The organism is Pseudomonas sp. URMO17WK12:I9, assembly GCF_900230165.1.
In the GTDB taxonomy this organism is placed as follows: domain Bacteria; phylum Pseudomonadota; class Gammaproteobacteria; order Pseudomonadales; family Pseudomonadaceae; genus Aquipseudomonas; species Aquipseudomonas fulva.
On the sequence record NZ_OCMQ01000001.1, the window covers coordinates 995980 to 1016276 of the forward strand.

General features: G+C 59.9%; 16 protein-coding genes, 1 tRNA gene and 1 pseudogene. 12 read left to right on the forward strand and 6 right to left on the reverse strand.

Going from position 1 to position 20297, the window contains the following annotated elements:
* The first annotated feature begins 35 nt into the window (after positions 1–35).
* The 5 genes from pheS (at position 36) to CRP40_RS04470 (ending at position 4299) form a co-directional block, all read left to right on the forward strand.
* Positions 36–1052, forward strand: coding sequence for a phenylalanine--tRNA ligase subunit alpha (gene pheS, locus CRP40_RS04450; protein ID WP_027916075.1), 1017 nt, complete (start codon positions 36–38; stop codon positions 1050–1052).
* Between the two features lie 33 nt (positions 1053–1085).
* Positions 1086–3467, forward strand: a complete 2382-nt coding sequence (pheT, locus tag CRP40_RS04455; protein ID WP_027916074.1) for a phenylalanine--tRNA ligase subunit beta — start codon at positions 1086–1088, stop codon at positions 3465–3467.
* Between the two features lie 4 nt (positions 3468–3471).
* A complete protein-coding gene (gene ihfA / locus CRP40_RS04460) occupies positions 3472–3774 on the forward strand; it encodes an integration host factor subunit alpha (protein ID WP_003250679.1) in 303 nt (100 codons plus the stop codon).
* The gene (locus tag CRP40_RS04465) at positions 3755–4111 is read left to right on the forward strand and encodes a MerR family transcriptional regulator (protein ID WP_003250681.1); all 357 of its coding nucleotides are present in this window, start codon (positions 3755–3757) and stop codon (positions 4109–4111) included. Before ihfA ends, CRP40_RS04465 begins: the two co-directional genes overlap by 20 nt.
* 111 nt (positions 4112–4222) lie before the next feature.
* Positions 4223–4299 (forward strand) — tRNA-Pro (locus tag CRP40_RS04470).
* A 71-nt stretch (positions 4300–4370) separates the two neighbouring features.
* Here the strand turns inward: CRP40_RS04470 and CRP40_RS22145 are convergent.
* Together CRP40_RS22145 and CRP40_RS04480 are read right to left on the reverse strand one after the other, a co-directional pair.
* A pseudogene (locus tag CRP40_RS22145) lies at positions 4371–4600 on the reverse strand (hypothetical protein); the annotation flags it as partial.
* A gap of 218 nt (positions 4601–4818) precedes the next feature.
* Complete coding sequence (locus CRP40_RS04480; protein ID WP_027916072.1) at positions 4819–6192, reverse strand: MFS transporter; 1374 nt, start codon at positions 6190–6192, stop codon at positions 4819–4821.
* Between the two features lie 302 nt (positions 6193–6494).
* Between CRP40_RS04480 and quiC the strand changes: the two genes are divergently transcribed.
* Together quiC and CRP40_RS04490 are read left to right on the forward strand one after the other, a co-directional pair.
* A complete protein-coding gene (quiC, locus tag CRP40_RS04485) occupies positions 6495–8402 on the forward strand; it encodes a 3-dehydroshikimate dehydratase QuiC (protein WP_027916071.1) in 1908 nt (635 codons plus the stop codon).
* A 128-nt stretch (positions 8403–8530) separates the two neighbouring features.
* On the forward strand, positions 8531–9202 hold the full coding sequence (locus CRP40_RS04490) for a TetR/AcrR family transcriptional regulator (protein WP_027916070.1): 672 nt from the start codon (positions 8531–8533) through the stop codon (positions 9200–9202).
* Between the two features lie 216 nt (positions 9203–9418).
* Here CRP40_RS04490 and CRP40_RS04495 read toward each other — a convergent pair whose 3' ends face one another.
* The 4 genes from CRP40_RS04495 to CRP40_RS04510 form a co-directional block, all read right to left on the reverse strand.
* Positions 9419–10267, reverse strand: a complete 849-nt coding sequence (locus CRP40_RS04495; protein WP_027916069.1) for a shikimate dehydrogenase — start codon at positions 10265–10267, stop codon at positions 9419–9421.
* The gene (aroQ, locus tag CRP40_RS04500) at positions 10264–10713 is read right to left on the reverse strand and encodes a type II 3-dehydroquinate dehydratase (protein ID WP_027916068.1); all 450 of its coding nucleotides are present in this window, start codon (positions 10711–10713) and stop codon (positions 10264–10266) included. The genes CRP40_RS04495 and aroQ overlap by 4 nt, the downstream gene beginning before the upstream one ends.
* A gap of 329 nt (positions 10714–11042) precedes the next feature.
* Entirely contained in the window at positions 11043–12323 is a 1281-nt protein-coding gene (locus tag CRP40_RS04505; RefSeq protein WP_027916067.1) for a carbohydrate porin, read from the reverse strand.
* A 115-nt stretch (positions 12324–12438) separates the two neighbouring features.
* A complete protein-coding gene (locus CRP40_RS04510) occupies positions 12439–14856 on the reverse strand; it encodes a glucose/quinate/shikimate family membrane-bound PQQ-dependent dehydrogenase (RefSeq protein ID WP_027916066.1) in 2418 nt (805 codons plus the stop codon).
* 681 nt (positions 14857–15537) lie between these two features.
* Between CRP40_RS04510 and pcaQ the strand changes: the two genes are divergently transcribed.
* The 5 genes from pcaQ (at position 15538) to pcaD (ending at position 20291) form a co-directional block, all read left to right on the forward strand.
* Complete coding sequence (pcaQ, locus tag CRP40_RS04515; protein ID WP_027916065.1) at positions 15538–16467, forward strand: pca operon transcription factor PcaQ; 930 nt, start codon at positions 15538–15540, stop codon at positions 16465–16467.
* Between the two features lie 120 nt (positions 16468–16587).
* Positions 16588–17307, forward strand: coding sequence for a protocatechuate 3,4-dioxygenase subunit beta (gene pcaH, locus CRP40_RS04520; protein ID WP_027916064.1), 720 nt, complete (start codon positions 16588–16590; stop codon positions 17305–17307).
* Between the two features lie 12 nt (positions 17308–17319).
* Complete coding sequence (gene pcaG, locus CRP40_RS04525; protein ID WP_027916063.1) at positions 17320–17925, forward strand: protocatechuate 3,4-dioxygenase subunit alpha; 606 nt, start codon at positions 17320–17322, stop codon at positions 17923–17925.
* Between the two features lie 206 nt (positions 17926–18131).
* Positions 18132–19502 (forward strand): 3-carboxy-cis,cis-muconate cycloisomerase, encoded by a 1371-nt coding sequence (locus tag CRP40_RS04530; protein ID WP_027916062.1) that lies wholly within the window; start codon positions 18132–18134, stop codon positions 19500–19502.
* Positions 19503–20291: a 3-oxoadipate enol-lactonase gene (gene pcaD / locus CRP40_RS04535; RefSeq protein WP_027916061.1), complete on the forward strand. Its 789-nt coding sequence runs from the start codon at positions 19503–19505 to the stop codon at positions 20289–20291.
* Positions 20292–20297 lie beyond the last annotated feature (6 nt).

Here is a 20297-nt window from a genome sequence, read left to right on the forward strand (position 1 = left end):
AGCTCTTCCCCTATTTTCGTATCTGGAGTCTGTACATGGAAAACCTGGATGCGCTGGTCTCCCAAGCCCTGGAGGCCGTGGAGCGCGCTGAAGACATCAATGCCCTGGAACAGATCCGGGTCAACTATCTCGGCAAGAAGGGCGAGCTGACCCAGGTGATGAAGACCCTGGGCAACCTGCCAGCCGAGGAGCGGCCCAAAGTGGGCGCGCTGATCAACGACGCCAAAGAGCGCGTCACCGTTGTGCTGAACGCACGCAAGGCAGCCTTCGAAGAAGCCGAGCTCAGCGCTCGCCTGGCTGCCGAATGCATTGATGTGACCCTGCCAGGCCGTGGCCAGGCCACCGGTGGCTTGCACCCCATCACCCGTACACTCGAACGCATCGAACAGTTCTTCACGCACATTGGCTACGGCATTGCGGAAGGTCCTGAAGTCGAAGACGACTATCACAACTTCGAAGCGCTCAACATCCCGGGCCACCATCCGGCCCGGGCGATGCACGATACCTTCTATTTCAACGCCAACATGCTGCTGCGTACCCACACATCGCCGGTGCAGGTACGGACCATGGAGTCCACCCAGCCACCCATTCGCATTGTATGCCCTGGCCGCGTTTACCGCTGCGACTCGGATATCACTCACTCGCCGATGTTCCACCAGGTCGAAGGCTTGCTGATTGACCGCGGCATCAATTTCGCCGACCTCAAGGGCACCATCGAAGAATTTCTGCGTGTGTTCTTCGAAAAAGAACTGGCGGTGCGTTTCCGTCCATCGTTCTTCCCCTTCACCGAGCCGTCTGCTGAGGTGGATATCCAGTGCGTCATGTGCTCGGGCAATGGCTGCCGGGTATGCAAGCAGACCGGCTGGTTGGAAGTGATGGGCTGCGGCATGGTGCACCCGAACGTGCTGCGCATGTCGGGCATCGATCCTGAAGAATTCCAGGGCTTTGCCTTCGGCATGGGCGCCGAGCGCCTGGCCATGCTGCGCTATGGCGTCAATGATCTGCGTTTGTTCTTCGACAACGACCTGCGGTTCTTAGCCCAATTCCGCTAAGCCAATCGACGCAACCTTCAGGAGAAGAACAGCATGAAATTCAGTGAACAGTGGCTGCGCGGTTGGGTAAACCCGCAAGTCTCCCGTGACGAACTGGTGGCCCGCCTGTCCATGGCCGGCCTGGAAGTCGACAGCGTAACCCCTGCTGCTGGCCAGTTCAGCGGCATCGTGGTGGGTGAAATCCTTGCCACCGAACAACACCCGGACGCCGACAAGCTGCGTGTGTGCCAGGTCAGCAATGGTCAGGAAACGTTCCAGGTCGTGTGCGGCGCGCCTAACGCACGGCCAGGGATCAAGATCCCGTTTGCCATGATCGGCGCCGAACTGCCTGGCGACTTCAAGATCAAGAAGGCCAAGCTGCGCGGTGTGGAGTCCTTCGGCATGCTCTGCTCGGCGGCGGAATTGCAGATCAGTGAAGAAAACGACGGTCTGCTCGAACTGGCCAGCGATGCGCCGGTAGGCGAGGACATTCGCCAGTACCTGAGTCTGGATGATGCCAGTATCGAAATCGGACTTACCCCCAACCGGGGTGATTGCCTGTCGATCGCTGGCCTGGCCCGCGACGTCAGCGCGCTGTACGACGTACCGGTTACCCGCCCGCTGGTACCCGCCGTGGCTGCCGCGCACGACGAAGTACGCCCGGTCGAGGTCCAAGCGCCGGCTGCCTGCCCACGTTACCTGGGTCGGGTGATCCGCAACGTTGACCTGAGCAAGCCGACGCCGCTTTGGATGGTCGAGCGTCTGCGCCGCAGCGACGTGCGCAGCATCGACGCTGCCGTAGATATCACCAACTACGTGATGCTCGAACTCGGCCAGCCGATGCACGCTTTTGACCTGGCAGAGATCAACGGCGGCATTCGCGTGCGCATGGCCGAAGAGGGCGAAAAACTCGTCCTGCTAGACGGCCAGGAAGTTGCACTGCGTGCGGACACCCTGGTCATCGCCGACCACACCCGCGCCCTGGCCATCGCCGGCGTCATGGGCGGCGAGCACAGCGGCGTCGATACTGCCAAAACCCGCGATCTGTTCCTGGAAAGCGCGTTCTTCGAGCCGATTTCCGTCGCAGGCAAAGCCCGCTCCTACGGCCTGCACACGGATGCCTCGCACCGTTACGAGCGCGGCGTCGATTCCCAGTTGGCCCGTGAAGCCATGGAGCGTGCGACCGCGTTGCTACTGGAAGTGGTAGGCGGTGAAGCCGGCCCCATCGTCGAAGCCGTCAGCGAACAACACCTGCCCAGCATCGCCCCGGTTACCTTGCGTGCCGAGCGCATCGCCCAGATGCTTGGCATGGAAATGGACCCGGCCCAGGTCGAGCAGTTGCTCAACAACCTTGGTCTGGCTACCGAGGCGGACGGGGCAGGGCAGTGGACGGTCAACGTTCCGAGCCACCGCTTCGATATCAGCCTTGAAGTCGACCTGATCGAAGAGCTCGCGCGACTGTACGGTTACAACAACTTGCCCGTGCGTTACCCGCAGGCACGCCTGGCGCCGCAAGCCCGTCTGGAAACCCGTGGCGAGCTGCCGAACCTGCGTCGTCTGCTGGTTGCTCGTGGTTATCAGGAAGCCATTACCTACAGCTTCATCGATCCCAAACTGTTCGAGTTGTTCAGCCCAGGCGTAGAGCCACTGTTGCTGGCCAACCCCATCTCCAGCGACATGGCGGCCATGCGTGCCTCCTTGTGGCCGGGCCTGGTCAAGGCAGTGCAGCACAACCTCAATCGCCAGCAGGATCGGGTGCGCTTGTTCGAAAGTGGCCTGCGTTTCGTTGGCCAACTGGGCAACTTGGCGCAGGAGCCGATGATTGCCGGCGTCGTTACGGGCAGCCGCTTGCCTGAAGGCTGGGCCAATGGCCGTGACACCATCGACTTCTTCGACGTGAAGGCCGATGTGGAAGCCTTGTTGGGTTATTCCGGCGCGCTGGACGATTTCACCTTCGTCGCTGGCAAGCATCCAGCCTTGCACCCTGGTCAGACGGCTGAAATCCAGCGTGAAGGCAAGGTTGTTGGCTATTTGGGCGCGCTTCATCCCGAGCTTGCAAAAGCCCTGGACCTGGACCGTCAAGTCTTCGTTTTCGAGTTGGTGCTGGCCGATGTGGTCGAAGGCCGGTTGCCGAAATTCAGCGAGCTGTCCAAGTTCCCGGAAACCCGTCGTGACCTGGCGTTGATCGCAGGACGTGATGTAGCGTCTCAAGACGTACTTGACGTAATTCGTGACAATGCAGGCGAATGGCTCACAGACCTCAGGCTGTTTGATGTCTACCAGGGTAAAGGCATTGATCCTGATAGAAAAAGCCTGGCAGTCGGCTTGACCTGGCAGCATCCATCGCGCACTCTTAACGACGATGAGGTGAACACTACCTTGCACACTATCCTCACCTCGCTCGAACAAAGGTTGAACACCACGTTAAGGAAATAACGGCATGGGTGCTCTGACGAAAGCTGAGATGGCCGAGAGGCTGTACGAGGAGCTGGGGCTTAACAAGCGTGAGGCCAAGGAGCTGGTCGAGCTGTTTTTCGAAGAAATTCGGCACGCACTTGAAGAGAACGAGCAGGTCAAGTTGTCCGGTTTCGGCAACTTCGACCTTCGCGATAAACGCCAACGGCCGGGCCGCAACCCCAAGACTGGGGAAGAAATCCCGATCACCGCACGGCGCGTCGTCACCTTTCGTCCAGGGCAGAAGTTGAAGGCCCGGGTTGAGGCCTATGCTGGAACCAAGCCATAACGACGAACTGCCCCCCATACCGGGCAAACGGTACTTCACCATTGGTGAAGTGAGCGAACTTTGCGCTGTAAAACCGCACGTGCTGCGGTATTGGGAGCAGGAGTTCGATCAGCTCAATCCTGTGAAGCGGCGGGGCAATCGGCGTTATTATCAGCGCCAAGACGTGCTGATGATCCGCCAGATCCGCGCATTGCTTTACGACCAGGGCTTCACCATCGGCGGGGCGCGCTTGCGGCTTTCCAGTGATGAGGCCAAGGATGAGTCGAGCCAGTACAAACAGCTGATTCGTCAGATGATTGTGGAGCTGGAAGATGTGCTGGTGGTGTTGAAGAAGTGACCGTTGTTTAAGATGAGTGGAAATTTTTGAAAAAAAGCTTCCATTAATCAAAAGGTTAGGGTATCTTCTTCATCGTTCTCAGCGGTAACGAGAACATGCTTCAAACCGAGTCGGGGCGTAGCGCAGCCCGGTAGCGCACTTGCATGGGGTGCAAGGGGTCGAGTGTTCGAATCACTCCGTCCCGACCATTATATTCAATGACTTAGGCCATTTCCGAAAGGGGTGGCCTTTTTCATGTCCGTGACTTTTGCGTGACTTCTCAGGGTGTTACGCATGGTTCCTCTTCAACCTGCTCAGCCTTGGCCAACCAGTCCCTGGCTGGAACTTTGTTTGCCGCCTCAATGAGTTGGCTGATCTCCGTGCCCGGAGAGTAACTGGTCACGCTGCCATTCTTGTGTCCTAAGACGGCTTGCGGTCTTCTTTGGTTAACCCTGCAGCCTTCAGGCGCCGACCTAAAGTGTGCTCGAAATTGTGAATCCTGATCGAGGCCTAGACCACAGTGCTGCGCTCGTCGGCAGCGGTCAGCGCTATCAGCCAAGCGTGCCAGCGTGGCTGGAAGATGACTCGGTCATTGCCGTCTCGGCAATGATCCTGCCTGAGCGTCGCTTAATACAGGACAACACCGAGCTGGCTGACTCAAACTTTGACTGATGCTGCGTGGCGAATGGGCGCTGGCGGGTGGGGCTGCATGCCGCCCCGACCGGTTTTCAGTGAGTGGCAGCAGGTTTGAGCCTGTCTTTGCAGAGGGCGCCGTACGCATCATCGATCGGCTTGGCGTCTGGGCTGCCGAGATCTTCCATCGCCAAGCGGTATGTCTCAGGCGCGACATAGGCGGCTAAGGCACAGATGCAGGTGATGAAAAACGCCGACCCCCCCACAATAAGCCAGATGTTGTCCGAGCCCGGTGGTGCAATGGCAGCAAAGATGGCTGGCAGCATGGCGGTGCACATGGTGCTGACGTTCTGTGCGATGGCCATGGCCGAGACGCGGTAGCGCGTGTTGAACAGCTCCGGGAAGAAGCTTGGGAAAATTGCATTGTAGCCTTGGTAGACCATACCCCACATGAGGATCGAAGCGGCAAAGGCCAGCGGCACGCTCTGGATACTGATCGCATACAGATAACCGAAAGCCAGCAGCCCCGAGCCCAGACAGCCAGTGATCATGATCGGACGCCGGCCGATCTTGTCAGACAGGCTACCAACGAACGGGATCATGAGCACTGCGACGATGTTGCCCACTACTGGGATCCACAGGTAGACGCTTTGGTCAAAACCAATGCCGTAGGCCGGCTGAACTGCATAGGCTGCGCCGAACACCGTCGCAACCACCGGAATGACGTTCATCAGCGCCATGAACACGACCAGCACCATGTGCTTCCAGCTGTACTTGAAGGCTTCTTTGACGGGCGAGCGGGCGATCTTGTCTACCTGTTCGCCCTCGACGAAGGCCGGGGTCTCATGGACCTCCTTGCGGATGATGAAACCGGCTACCAGCACGAATGCGCTGAGCAGGAAAGGAATGCGCCAGCCCCAATCGCTGAACGCTTCGCTTGGCATGAAGTAGGCCAGTGGCAGGAACACCGCAGCAGCCATTATCTGACCGGCCTGAACCCCCTGCAAGGTGAAGCTGGCGTAGTAACCTCGCCGTCCGAAGGGCGCATGTTCCATGATCATGGCGCTAGCACCGGAGATTTCACCAGCGACTGCAAAGCCCTGAACCAGGCGCAGCAGCGCAAGAACAATTGGGGCAATGATGCCAATGTCGTGGTAAGTGGGCAGCAGGCCTACGGCCATGGTCGAAATACCCATCAGAAACATGCACAGCAGCAAAACGTTTTTGCGACCGCGGGTATCGCCCCAGTGACCGAGGACAACCGCACCCACGGGACGGGCCAGGTAACCGACGCCATAAGTTGCCAGCGACGCGATGATGGCCATCGTGGGGTCCATCGAAGGGAAGAACAACTGCGGGAAGATCAGAGCTGCGGCTTGGGCGTAGATAAAAAAGTCATAGTACTCGAGGGCCGAGCCTATCCACCCACTGGCGGTCGCTTTCTTAGCTTGGGAGCTGGAGTGAGCCATTGTTGTCTCCGTTGTTCTTGTTATTGAACTTGTTAGGTCGTGACGCTGGGCTTGTAGGTCAGGATCTGCTGAGCGTTCGCAGGGCAGTGAAATGCTCGAATGATCTGTAACTGGATCCATGTTCAACCAGGCGTGAGCGGCGAATCAATTCGATAAACCCGCTTTCGTTCGGTAATCGAACGAAAACTAACCATTTCGTACAAAACCCATTGATGGCGTGACTTTACCCGCGAATAATCGAGTGCGCCAAGCGCCTGCAAGGGTTCGTTGGCTGATGCCTTTCAAATAAAGGGAACCCCAGCATGCAGCGTTCGATTGCCACCGTATCCTTGAGCGGCACTCTGCCGGAGAAACTCGAAGCCATCGCCGCAGCCGGCTTTGACGGCGTCGAGATTTTTGAAAATGACCTGCTCTACTACGCCGGTAGCCCGCGCGAGATCCGTCAGATGTGCGCCGATCTAGGCATCGCCATCACCCTGTTCCAGCCATTTCGCGATTTCGAAGGCTGTCGCCGCGAGCGTCTACAGAAAAACCTCGAGCGCGCCGAACGCAAATTCGACCTGATGCAGGAATTAGGCACTGATCTGATGCTGGTGTGCAGCAACAGTCAGGCGGACGCACTGGGCGATGGGCAGCTTCTGGTCGACGACCTGCGGCTGCTGGCCGAACGCGCCGGTGTCCGCGGCCTGCGTATTGGCTATGAAGCGTTGGCCTGGGGCCGGCACGTCAATACCTACCAGCAGGGCTGGAACCTGGTCCGCCAGGCCGATCATCCGGGGCTGGGCGTGATCCTCGACAGCTTCCATACCTTGTCACTGCGGGGCGACCCGAGCGCTATCCGTCAGATTCCAGGCGACAAGATTTTCTTCGTGCAAATGGCGGATGCACCCATCCTGGCCATGGATGTACTGGAGTGGAGCCGTCATTTCCGCTGCTTCCCAGGGCAGGGCGAGATGGACCTGGCGGGCTTTCTCGCACCGATTCTGCAAACCGGCTACCGCGGGCCGTTGTCGCTGGAAATCTTCAACGATGGCTTTCGCGCCGCACCTACCCGGCAGATTGCCGCCGATGGGCTGCGTTCACTCCTGTATCTGGAAGAAAAGACGCATCTGCAATTGCAGCACAAAGCCCAGCGGATCGAGCCTGGGGTACTGTTTGACCCAGCCCCCGCCAGTGCCTACGACGGTGTAGAATTCCTTGAGTTTGCCGTCGATGAGTCAGTCGGTGCACGTCTGGGTGGTTGGCTCGAGCGTCTGGGTTTTGTCGAAGCCGGCGCTCACCGCAGCAAGGGTGTTCGACTGCTGCGTCAAGGCGATATCAACATCGTGCTCAACGCTGAGCCCTATTCATTTGCACACAACTTCTTCGAAGCCCATGGTCCCTCGTTGTGCGCCATCGCACTACGGGTCAAGGACGCTCAGGCCGCCTTGCAGCGCGCTACCGCCTACGGTGGTCAGCCGTTCCGTGGCCTGGTCGGGCCCAACGAACGCGAGATCCCGGCCGTGCGTTCGCCGGATGGCAGCCTGATCTACTTGGTCGAGCAGGCAGGTGCCGGGCATACCATCTACGACAGCGATTTCCGCCTGGATGCCGCCCCCGACGCTGGCGGCGGCCTGCAACGCATTGATCACATGGCCCTGGCCATTCCGGCCGAATCGCTGGACAGCTGGGTGCTGTTCTACAAGAGCCTGTTCGACTTCGAGGCCGACGACGAAGTGGTCTTGCCCGATCCCTATGGCCTGGTCAAGAGCCGTGCCTTGCGCAGCCAATGCTCCACACTGCGCCTGCCACTGAACATTTCCGAGAATCGCAACACCGCAATTGCTCACGCGCTGTCAAGCTACCGTGGTTCGGGAGTGCACCACATCGCCTTTGACTGTGCCGACATCTTTGGCGAGGTGGCGCGGGCGAAAAACGCTGGCGTGCCGCTGCTGGAGATCCCGTTGAATTATTACGATGACCTCGCGGCCAGGTTTGATTTCGACGACGAATTCCTTAGCGAACTGGCTTACTACAATGTGCTGTACGACCGTGATGCGCAGGGTGGCGAGCTGTTCCATGTGTATACCGAGCCCTTCGAGAAGCGTTTCTTCTTCGAAATCATTCAGCGCAAGGGTGGGTATGCCGGTTATGGCGCTGCCAATGTTGCGGTCCGCCTGGCGGCCATGGCCAAAGCCCGCAGCGGGGCCCCGCGCAAACCGGTGTTGTAAGGCAGATGCCGGCCCTGGGCCGGCGCCCCTGTGACAAAACCTGACCGGTGCCACCCTCCGCGCGCTTCCCTGCGTCGCACCAGTGACGGATAATCCCACCCATTCCAATAATCAGGCTGTGAGTGGGTATGAATGATTCCGTAGTCAGCCTTGGCGAGCCTGCCTCCGACGGGGGCCGTAAATCGCGCAAGAACAACCCGGAGAAGACCCGCGAGGATATCCTTCAGGCCGCAATTGGCGAGTTCGTCCAGCAGGGCCTGGCCGGTGCCCGCGTCGACGCCATCGCCGAGCGTACTGCTGCTTCCAAGCGCATGATCTATTACTATTTTGGCAGCAAGGAGCAGCTCTACGTCGAGTGCCTGGTCAAGCTTTATGGCGACATTCGCAAGACCGAGCACAGCCTGGATCTGGAGTCATTGCCGCCGGAGCAGGCCATCCGCCGACTGGTGGAGTTCACCTTCGATCACCATGATCACAACGTCGACTTCGTGCGTATCGTCTCGACCGAAAATATCCACTATGGCGAATACGTCAAGCAATCACCGGTGATCCGCGAGATGAGCAGCGTGGTGTTGAAGACGCTCGGCCGCTCGCTGGAACGCGGCGTTGCCGAGGGCGTTTTTCGCGCGGGTATCGAAGTCATCGACCTGCATATGCTGATGAGCTCGTTCTGCTTCTATCGGGTCTCCAACCGACACACCTTCGGTGAGATCTTCCAGATCGATATGACCGACGAGCAGATCAAGCAGCGCCACAAACAGATGATCGGCGACGTGGTGCTGCGCTATATCCAGGCATGAAAGAGACGGCACGTGCTGTACCTGCCCAATGACCGCAAAACGCCTGATCGTCATTGAGCAGCCAAAGCGTGATGCCCTTGCTGGGCTGATCCACGGCGAATGCATCGAAGCGGTCCGGCAAGGGCATCAGCACGGTGCGGCGCTCATGAACGACTGCCTGATCAGGCGCCCTGGGCCCGTCAGTGTCAGGTATCTACACCAACAGGCGAGCTCACTTCAGTCCATGCTGGCGAAATGCGCCTGCATCCTGCCAGCATCAGCAGCATTGCCGCTGATCAGCTCGAATGCCTTGACCGCCTGGAACACCGCCATCTTGCCACCGTCCAGGGTCCGGCAACCGAGTGCTCGAGCGTGGCGCAGGAGTGCCGTATCAAGCGGGAAGTAGATGATCTCGGCGACCCATAGCCGTGCATGCAGCAATCCGACGGGCACGGGTGTGCCCGGTAGCTTGACCATACCCACCGGCGTTGTATTGACTAGGCCATCGGCGTCAGCCAGGGTGGCGGCCAGGTCAATGCCAAGGCTGGTTCGGCCTGCACCGAAGCGCTCGTTGAGGTTGTCGACCAGAGCTTGCCCGCGGGCGAAATCTATGTCGAACAGCGCCAACTGTTCGACACCTTCGGTCAGCAGCGCATGGGCGACGGCAGACCCGGCGCCACCGGCGCCCATCTGCACCACACGCCGTTTTTGGACGTCAGCCAGGCCGTGTCTGAACCCCTCGGCGAAGCCCAGGCAATCGGTGTTGTGGCCGATCCGCTTGCCGTCCTTGAAGACCACCGTGTTGACCGCGCCGATGCTACGCGCCTCATCGGACAGTTCATCGAGCAACGGCACGACCGCTTGCTTGAACGGGAAGGTGATGTTGAGTCCGGTAAAACCGGTGCGCTGAGCAGCATCGAGCAAATCGGGCAGGGCGCTGTTTTTGAGTCCTAACTCATCGGCATCGATCAGCCGGTACAAGTAACGCAACGATTGCGCGTCGCCCTCACACTCATGTAGAGCAGGGGTGCGCGATGCCTGGATGCCGCGGCCAATCAGGCCAACCAGAATGCTTTGCTCGCTCATGCTGCTTGCTCGACAAACATGTGCCCAAGGTGTGCCAGCGCCATGCGATAACCTGCGCTGCCCAGACCGCATATCACCCCGACTGCAATCGATGAAACGAATGAGTTATGCCGGAACGGCTCGCGCTTGTGCACATTGGACAAGTGCACTTCGATCACCGGTAGCTCGCTGGCCACCAGTGCATCACGAATGGCCACCGACGTATGGGTCCACGCGCCTGGGTTGATCACAATACCGGCGCAACGGCTGCGGGCAGCGTGGATCCATTCGATCAATTCGCCTTCGTGGTTGGTCTGGCGGAATTCGATGTCCAGGCCCAGATCGCGAGCGCTGGCGCCGCAGCTATTAGCGAGGTCGCTAAACGTTTCGCGACCGTACTGGTCCGGCTCGCGGGTGCCAAGCAGATTGAGATTGGGGCCGTTGAGCACGAGGATGCGGGGCGTCATTGGCAGATCACTGTGTTGTTATTGGGAGCTCCGATGTTTGTACTATCTGGTTAATTCGTCAATCGATGTACGTGATTGCACGTTGAATATGTGCGATTACCGAACCACGAAGTTCGGCTGCCTGGCAGCGCGAAACTTGAATGCGCTGTGTTGGGGCCTGTCTAACAGGTCCACGCGTAGCTTTGTTGCTACAGCCGTGTTCGCGCCGTCTAGCTATCGCCATGCCCGACCATGGGGCGTCTCGTTGCCCCGACCCCAGGGGCTGCAAGCATGACGAGAGGACACCCAGGAAGCGGAAAGGACTACCAAGCCGTGCCATCCAGAGCGCTTCAGAAACTGGCCTTGACCTGCAATCCGACTACCAGCGCATTATCAATATCAGCGCCGGTAAATGCCCCAGGCTCGATGATGTACTGCAGATCCGGTCGCAGATTGAGCCAGGGTGTGACCTGATATCCATAGCTCAGCTCGATCAACTGCTCGGCACTGTCGATGGTCGGGAACTCCTGATCATTGCGCGCAGCTGCATCCTCCAGCACAGCTCGACTACGGGGGTTCGGTACGGCGCGGCCGTAGCCCAGCGACAAGGTATCCCGCGGGCGCCCTGCAAACGGCTGATACAGCACAACACCCGTGCCATACCATTTTGTAAACGGCGATGCAGCCTTGCTCGATGCCGAGTACTGACCAAAGGCATGCAAACTGCGGCCTGCCACGCCCGGGTCATTCCATACCGCCTGATCGATCAGCAGGTAGTGCCCACCACGGCCGGCCACTTCGTCATTGCGGCCAATGCGCTTGACGTTTGAGCTGTCGTAGTAATAACCCACTTTGTACTCACCCGGTAGCTCGCCCAGCAGCCTGTACACCAGCTCCACCGGCACCACCGTGCCTGTGGTGTGCTTGGGGCCAAGCTTCCAGGCACGGCTGGAGTTGCCGTTGCTCTCGGGGTCGACATTGAACGCCGCCACGCGCACTTGCCAGGCTGGCGACAGGTCGTATTTGACCCGTGCACCGAGCCGCGCGTTGGGGTAATTGGTCCAGCCACTGCCGCCGGACATGTTCAGCGGATGCCCGCAAAAGCCGGCATTCATGAAGTTGCACAGGATCCCGCTGTCGAGGCCGCCAAGGTCGTTGCCCATGGCCATGTAGCCGAGCTTGATATTCAGCGCCGGGGTAAAGTTGCGCTCATAGCTGAGCTCGGTGAGGCGGGTGTACAGGCCACCGAAGTTTTCCTGGATCGGCAGGCGGTTGCCTACCAGTTCTTCCGAAGCGCTGTGCCCGCGGCGGTCGTTGATGCTCAGTTGGACCTTGCCGGCGTTGTCCAGTCCGTACAAGCGGGACAAGTCGAACTGCACGCCAAGCTTGATGTTCTGCGAATAGCGCGCCGAGCGGTGCAGACCGCCATCGGTGTTGTAGGCGGTTTCGCCGCTGTAGTCAGCGCTGAACTTGACGCCGTTGTCTTCTAATTGATGGCGCAGGCCGCCCCAGTCGCCAGTGAAGGTGCTGCGGCGCAGCAGATCGGCTTCGGCCATGGCACCGTTGCTGGCCAGGACCAGAAGCAGGCCGGCGGTGATGGGAGCAAGGGACAAACGGAACACGAAGGACATTACGCAGCTTTCCTGGAAATCGCAAGGTGATGATGAACGGCGCCGCTAAATGCATGAGGCCGCCACTGCAACGTGTGTGCAGGAGCGGCCTCGTGCTGTACGGGAGAGGCGCCAGTTATGGCAAGGCGTAGGCGATTACATAATCGCCACGGTCAGTCGACTGGCGGGCACCGCCTGCGGTGACGACCACGTACTGCTTGCCAGTCTTGGGCGACACGTAAGTCATCGGGCCACCCTGGCTGCCGACGGGCAAGCGAGCCTTCCAGACTTCTTCACCGTTGCCACTGTTGAAGGCGCGCAGGTAAAAGTCCTGGGTACCGGCAATGAACACCAAGCCGCCTTGGGTCGACAGGGTGCCGCCCAGCGTTGGCAGGCCGATCTTGATCGGCAGGTGCATGCGGATGCCAAGCGGACCCGTGTCTTCAACGGTGCCGACCGGCACTTGCCAGGCGACCTGGCGGGTCTTCATGTCAATTGCGGTCAGGGTGCCGAACGGTGGCGCCTGACACGGGATTCCGGCAATCGACAGGAAGCGGTTCTTGTTCACTGCGTACGGCGTACCTTTGAGCGGTACCGCCCCCATCCCGGTGTTCAGTGCTTCGCCACCACTGGCAGCTTCAGCCTGATTCTGCGACGGAATCATCTGACTCCACAGCCCCAGGCGCATGTCGTTGACGAAGATGAAACCATGCACCGGGTCAGTGGAGATGCTGCCCCAGTTCATGCCGCCCAGCGAGCCCGGGAAGCTCAGCGATACGTCGGTGCCAGGTGCGGTGTAAAGGCCGTCATAGCGCATCTTCTTGAAGTCGATGCGGCACAATAGTTGGTCGTATGGCGTAGCGCCCCACATGTCCGATTCGGTCAGGGTTTGAGCACCGATCTGCGGCATACCGACCGACTTGGGCTGAGTGGGTGAGTACGGCTCGTTGGGGATGTTGCTTGGCTTGACCGGCACCTCGTCGACCTGGGTCAGCGGTTTGCCGGTAGCACGGTCGAGCACGTAGATCTGCCCGGCCTTGGTACCGATTACCACCGCAGGGACGGTCCGGCCGTCGTCCTTGGTGAAGTCGATCAGGCTCGGCTGCATCGGCAGGTCGAAGTCCCACAGGTCGTTGTGGACGGTCTGGTAAACCCACTTCTCGTCACCGGTAGTGGCGTCCAAGGCCAATACCGAGGCGCCGTAAGTGTGGTCGAGCTTGCTGCGTTCAACACCGTAGATGTCGGTGGACGATGAGCCCATCGGCAGAAACACGGTGTTCATCGCAGGGTCATAGGACATCGGCGCCCAGCTGTTCGGCGTACTGCGCACGTAGGTGCTGCCGTCGGCGGGGGCATTGCGGTCCTCAGGGTTGCCTGGGTCGAAGGCCCAGCGCATTTGCCCAGTGATGACGTCAAAGCCACGGATCACGCCACCTGGCATGTCGGTCTGTACGTTGTCTGCAACACGGCCGCCAACAACCACGGTGGTGCCGGCCATCAGCGGTGCCGAGGACAGCTGGTAGAAGGAGTCCGGTACATCGCCCAGGCCAGCCTTCAGGTTGACCTGCCCATTGGTGCCAAAGCCCTGGCAGAACTCGCCAGTGTCAGCGTCGACTGCAATCAGGCGACCGTCTATGGTATTGGTCAGCAGGCGGCGCTGGCAGTTGGCGCCAGGCGCTAGCGCAGCTGCAACGACGGGTGAGCTGTTCGGCTGGGTGGGCTGGGCCAGTGGCGCAGTGGCGTCGAAGTAGGCCAGGCCGCGGCAGCGCTGCCAGACTTTCGATTGGGCGTTGATGGTGTTTTTCCACAGCTCATTGCCGGTGTCGGCATCGAGTGCAATCAGATTGTTGTGCGGCGTGCAGATGAATACTTTGTTGCCGACCTGGAGCGGGGTCAGCTGGTCTTCGGCACCGTTGCCATCACTGATAGCGACATCGCCGGTGTGGTAGGTCCAGGCGACCTGCAGCTTGTCGACGTTACCGCGGTTGATCTGATCAAGGGCGGCAAAGCGGCTGCCCCCTTCGGTATTGCCGTAGTGAGCCCAGTCTTTTTGCGCATGCGCAGGTGCGACTGCGGTCAGCCCCGGGCCTATTCCGGTCGGGGCCACGCTTGGGTGGGCGACGAACATGTTGCCGGCCGCGACCACAACCGCTACCGCCATCACACCAGCGACAGCGTAGGCACCGCGTCCAGTACCGGTACCGTTGGCGCGCTTGAGCAGCGGGTACACCAGCGCGACGACGGTACCGATCACGGCAAACATGAACAGGCGCGAGAACAATGGCCAGAACACCAGTCCGGTATCAATCACGGCCCACAGTGCGGTGCCGAGCAGGAATGCGGCATACAGCCAGGCCCCAGCGACCTTGCTGCGGGCGATCAGGATACCGGCGATCGCCATGGCCAAGCCGCCGATAAGGAAGTACCAAGAGCCGCCCAAACCGGCCAGCTTGATGCCGCCAGCAGCCAGCAGTAGGCCAAGCAGGGCGATGACCACGCCCAAGCCAACCAGAATGATTTTCGAGGCGCCAGATGCGCGCGGTGAGTCGTTCATGCCAAGGATCTCGCGATGGAATGCGCAAAGCATAAGCCCTTAGCAAGCTAATTAACAAGTTAGTACATTTATCTCCGAGATAGCTTATTGCAACGCCAAAATTGCCAAGATGCGACGAAATTATCGAAATGTGTAGGTAATTTTCTCTAACATGCAAATTTTAATGACGTGAAAATTTCGTCAAAAACATCGATTTGTCACGGCTATGTGTAGGTTGAGCTTTCAGGCATCAGACCTGGCAGCCGCCCGGTCTCATCAATCTGACCTTTCTGACGGACATTGGCTGGCCACAGTGGACCCCAGTGATCGACGAAAATGACCACCTGAGTTACCGGCGCATCAGCGATTTATGCTCACCGTCGATTTATGCGCTGTTGTTTCTCTGCCTGTGCCACGTCTACCTTGGGCAGTAATAGGTCCTTGACGGGTAGCCAGCCCAACGTGAGCGTTTGATGTCGGCGTTACGGCGTTTATAGTAATCGGCCGCCGTGAGGTCAATTACGAGCAAAATGCTGCATTTGATCACTCAGCGCCTGCTCCAGGAGGCCAAGCGCAATTTGGCTACACCGGTATGACGGTACAGGCGTTCTCCGACCCGATGAGCCTTTGCGTGCTGGTGTACGTTCACGGCGTGTTCTAACCCGGCACGGGGCAGTGGCCCAAGGCCTTCTGGAGTGACCGATGAGCATCGACAAACGCATCAAGTTTCGTCACCTGCAGTGCTTCCTGGAGGTGGCACGCCTAGGCAGCCTGGCGCGTGCAGCCGATCGGCTAGCGATCAGCCAGCCTGCCGTCTCCAAGACGCTCAAGGAGCTAGAGGATGCGCTGACCGCACAGTTGTTCGAGCGTGGTAAGGAAGGCGCCACGCTGACTGAGGCCGGGGTGGTCTTCCTGCGTTATGCCGGGCCCAGCGTGCAGACACTGCGCGAAGGGGTGGAGAGCCTACGCGGCGGAGACTTCCAACCCAGCAACGTGCGCCTTGGCGTGCTGTCCACGGTCGAGGGCGAGTTTCTGCCGGAGGTGGTGCGCCGTCTGCACAGGCGCCATTGCTCGCTGGTGATCAGCGTGGTTACCGGGCCCAGCGCGCCTCTTCTGTCGCAATTGCGCGTGGGCGAGCTGGACTTGGTTGTCGGGCGCATGACTGATAGTCCGCAGATCCAAGGACTGACCTTCGAGCATCTCTACAACGAGCCTCTGACCCTGGTGGTACGAGCCGGCCATCCACTGCTCGAGAGGGCTTTCGATACGGTCGCGCTGGAGGACTATCCAATGGTCCTTCCGACAGTTGGCACTACTATCCGCAAACGCATCGAAAGCCTGCTCGTCGAGCACGGTCTGCGTTTGCCAAATCGACGACTGGAAACCCTGTCATTAAGCCTGAGCCGGCGTTATGTCGATACCAGCGAAGCGGTTTGGGTGGCGCCGACCGATGCCGTGCGCAGCCCCCTGGCCAAAGGGGAGTTGGTGGAACTGGCGCCGCAGCTGCAAGAGGGGGGTGGCTCGGTGGGCATCTGCAGCAACGCCGCCTTACCACTGTCCCTCGGCGCACGCTGGTGCCAGGAAGTGTTGCGCGAGCTAGGCCAGGAGTATCGCGTGCACGCGTATCCATAACCTGTTGGTTATGGATACGCGGCGCCTTTTCAGTTTTCAGATCCGGCAGGCTCGCGGAAACTGCGGCGCACATGCCTGATAGTTTCCAGGCTCCTATAACGCCAACAACAGGAGACCGCCATGTCCGAACTGGACACCGGCCGTTTCGTCATACGAGACCGCAACTGGCACCCCAAAGCCCTTACGCCCGATTATAAAACGTCGATCACCCGCTCGCCGCGACAGGCGTTGGTGAGCATTGCGCAGTCTATTTCGGAGACCACAGGGCCGGACTTTTCGCACCTGAAGATGGGCGATCATGACAACGACCTGCTGCTCAACTTCAACACCGGCAGCCTGCCGATCGGCGAGCGCATCATCGTCTCCGGCCGGGTCATGGACCAATACGGCAAGCCGATCCCGCATACCTTGGTGGAGATGTGGCAGGCCAATGCTGGTGGCCGCTATCGACACAAGAACGACCGCTACTTGGCACCGATCGACCCTAACTTTGGGGGTGTCGGCCGCACGCTGACAGATAGCGCAGGCAACTACATGTTTCGTACCGTCAAGCCCGGCCCGTACCCGTGGCGTAACGGACCCAATGACTGGCGGCCAGCGCATATCCATTTCTCCATCAGTGGCCCGTCGATCTCCGCTAAATTGATCACCCAGCTGTATTTCGAAGGCGACCCCTTGATTGCGATGTGCCCCATCGTCAAGTCGATCGCAAACCCGCTAGCGGTACAGAGCCTGATAGCCAAGCTCGACATGGGCATGGCCAACCCCATGGATTGCCTGGCCTACCGTTTCGACATCGTGTTGCGCGGCCAGCGCAAGACGCACTTCGAAGATCGCTAAGGACTCACGCACATGCCTATTGAACTGCTGCCCGAAACCCCCTCGCAGACCGCCGGACCTTACGTTCATATTGGACTGGCTCTGGAAGCCGCCGGTGTTGCCCCACGTCCGCAGGAAATCTGGAATCAACTGGCCAAGCCAGATGCCCCTGGCGAGCACATTCTGCTGTTCGGCCATGTCTATGATGGCAATGGCCATTTAGTGCGCGATTCCTTCCTTGAAATCTGGCAGGCCAACCATGAAGGGGTCTACGACACCCGCTTTGACTTGGAGAAGTCGTTCAACAGCTTCGGACGTACCGCCACGACCTTCGATGCGGGCGAGTGGACGTTGCAGACGGTGAAGCCGGGTGTCGTGAAAAACGCCGCTGGAGTGCCGATGGCACCGCACATCAACGTGTTGCTTTTCGCCCGGGGTATCAATATCCACCTGCATACGCGTATCTACTTCGATGATGAAGTCCAGGCCAATCAGGACGATCCGGTACTCAACTTGATCGAGCAGCCACAGCGTCGCCAGACGTTGATCGCCAAACGCTGTGAGGTGAACGGCAATCTGGCCTACCGTTTCGATATGCGGATCCAAGGCGAGGGGGAAACCGTTTTTTTTGACTGCTGAGCGTACCCATTTGGCGCTGGCTCTGTTGCCGAGCCGTCGCCAGGAGCGTAGTCAGGGCTTGGCGCGCTGGCTGTCGAACGGGCCTGAGCTGCCCTTGCGGCCTCTCAGCTCGAAAGAAGGTCCGCGCAGCGGTCCTGATTTTGCCGGTGGGCCCCTGAGGCAGACGCTGTGCACCAGATAACTTTCCCGATTTTTGGAGTACCCGCTTGAGCAGCCCAAGCAATCTACTTTTCGACTTGTATTTCACCCGGCCGGCCATGCGTGCGATCTTCTGCGACAGTGGACGACTGCAGGGTATGCTGGATTTCGAGGCCGCGTTGGCACGTGCCGAGGCGAGCACCGGTTTGATTCCCGCTGAGGTGCTATCGCCGATCGTCGCCGCCTGCAACGCCGACCTCTACGATCCGGCGGAGCTGGCACATGCAATCGTCAGCGCTGGCAACTCGGCGATTCCACTGGTCAAGGCGCTGGGCAAGCGCGTCGCCGCCCTAAGCCCAGACGCAGAACGCTACGTACACTATGGCGCCACCAGCCAGGACGTCATGGACAGTGGCTTGGTGCTCCAGCTGCGCGCCGCTGTCGAGGTGCTCGAAAGCGATCTCGCCGATCTGGCCAACGCCTTGGCAACGCAGGCCGAGCGTCATACCGATACCCCAATGATCGGGCGCACTTGGTTGCAGCAGGCCACGCCGGTAACCTTGGGCATGAAACTGGCAGGCATGCTCGGTGTAGTGACTCGCCACCGCCAGCGCCTTGAGCAGCTAAAGCCACGTCTACTGGTGCTCCAGTTCGGGGGTGCTTCCGGCACCCTGGCAGCATTGGGCGAGCAGGCTTGGCCAGTCAGCGAGGCCTTGGCCCGCGAGTTGGGGCTGAATTTGCCTGAACAACCTTGGCATACGCATCGCGATCGCCTGGTCGAGTTCGCGAGCCTGCTCGGCTTGATCGCCGGCAGCCTGGGCAAGCTGGGCCGGGACTTGAGTTTGATGATGCAGACCGAGGTCGGTGAAGTTTTCGAACCTTCCGCGCCGGGCAAGGGTGGCTCTTCGACCATGCCGCACAAACGCAACCCGGTCAGCGCCGCCGTGCTGATCGGCGTCGCCGTACGCGCGCCAGGGCTGGTCTCCACCATGCTCGCGGCCATGCCGCAGGAGCACGAACGCAGTCTGGGCGTATGGCATGCAGAATGGGAAACCCTTCCGGAGCTGTGTTGCATGATTTCCGGCGCACTGCAGCAGGCGTTGCTGGTGGTATCTGGGATGGAGGTGGATGCCGAGCGCATGCGCAGCAATATCGAACTGACACAAGGTCTGGTACTGGCCGAGGCGGTGAGCATTTCTCTGGCGCAGCGCATCGGACGGGATGCCGCCCACCACTTGATCGAACAGTGTTGCCGCGAGGCGGTGGAGGAGGGGACTCACCTTCGCGCAGTGCTGTCGGCCAACACCGAAGTCAGCGCACAGCTCTGTGCCACTGAGCTTGATCGCCTGCTCGACCCGGCCCAATACCTCGGTCAAGCGCGCCGATGGGTCCAATGTGCTGTCGCTGAACATTCGAACGTTTCGCGTGAGGAGCTTTAGATGCCTACCCTACAACTTGCCGATGGCGACCTCAACTATCAACTCGAAGGACCGCCTGGTGCGCCCGTATTGGTGCTGTCCAACTCGCTGGGCACCGACCTGCACATGTGGAATGCGCAAATGGTGGCTTTCACCGAGCACTTTCAAGTACTTCGTTACGATACCCGAGGCCATGGGCGGTCGCTGGTCAGCGAGGGCCCCTACAGCATCGAACAACTGGGGGGCGACGTGCTGACGTTGCTCGACGGACTTGATATTCAGCGGGCAAGCTTCTGCGGCCTGTCCATGGGTGGGCTGATTGGCCAGTGGCTGGCGATCCATGCCCCTGAGCGTATCGAGCGCCTGGTGCTTTGCAACACGGCTGCAAAAATCAGTACTGCGCAGGTGTGGAATTCGCGCATCGAAGTCGTGCTGGCCGGTGGCGTTCAGGCCATGCGCGATCTGCGCGATGCCTCGATCTCACGGTGGTTCACCGCCGACTTCGCCAAGGCCGAGCCCGCCAAGGTCGAGCCCATTGTCGACATGTTGGCCCAGACTTCACCGCAAGGCTACGCCGCCAGTTGTGCTGCGGTGCGCGACGCCGACTATCGCGAGCAGCTCGGTGCTATCGGTGTGCCGACACTGATCATCTGCGCCAGCAGCGATCCGGTGACTAACATTGAGCACGGCCGCCTGATGCAGGCGCGCATTGTCGGTGCCGAGCTGGTCGAACTCCACGCCGCGCACCTTTCCAACGTGCAGGCCAGTGATGCCTTCAGCCAGCACGTGCTGGCCTTCCTGACCGCCTAAGCGCGC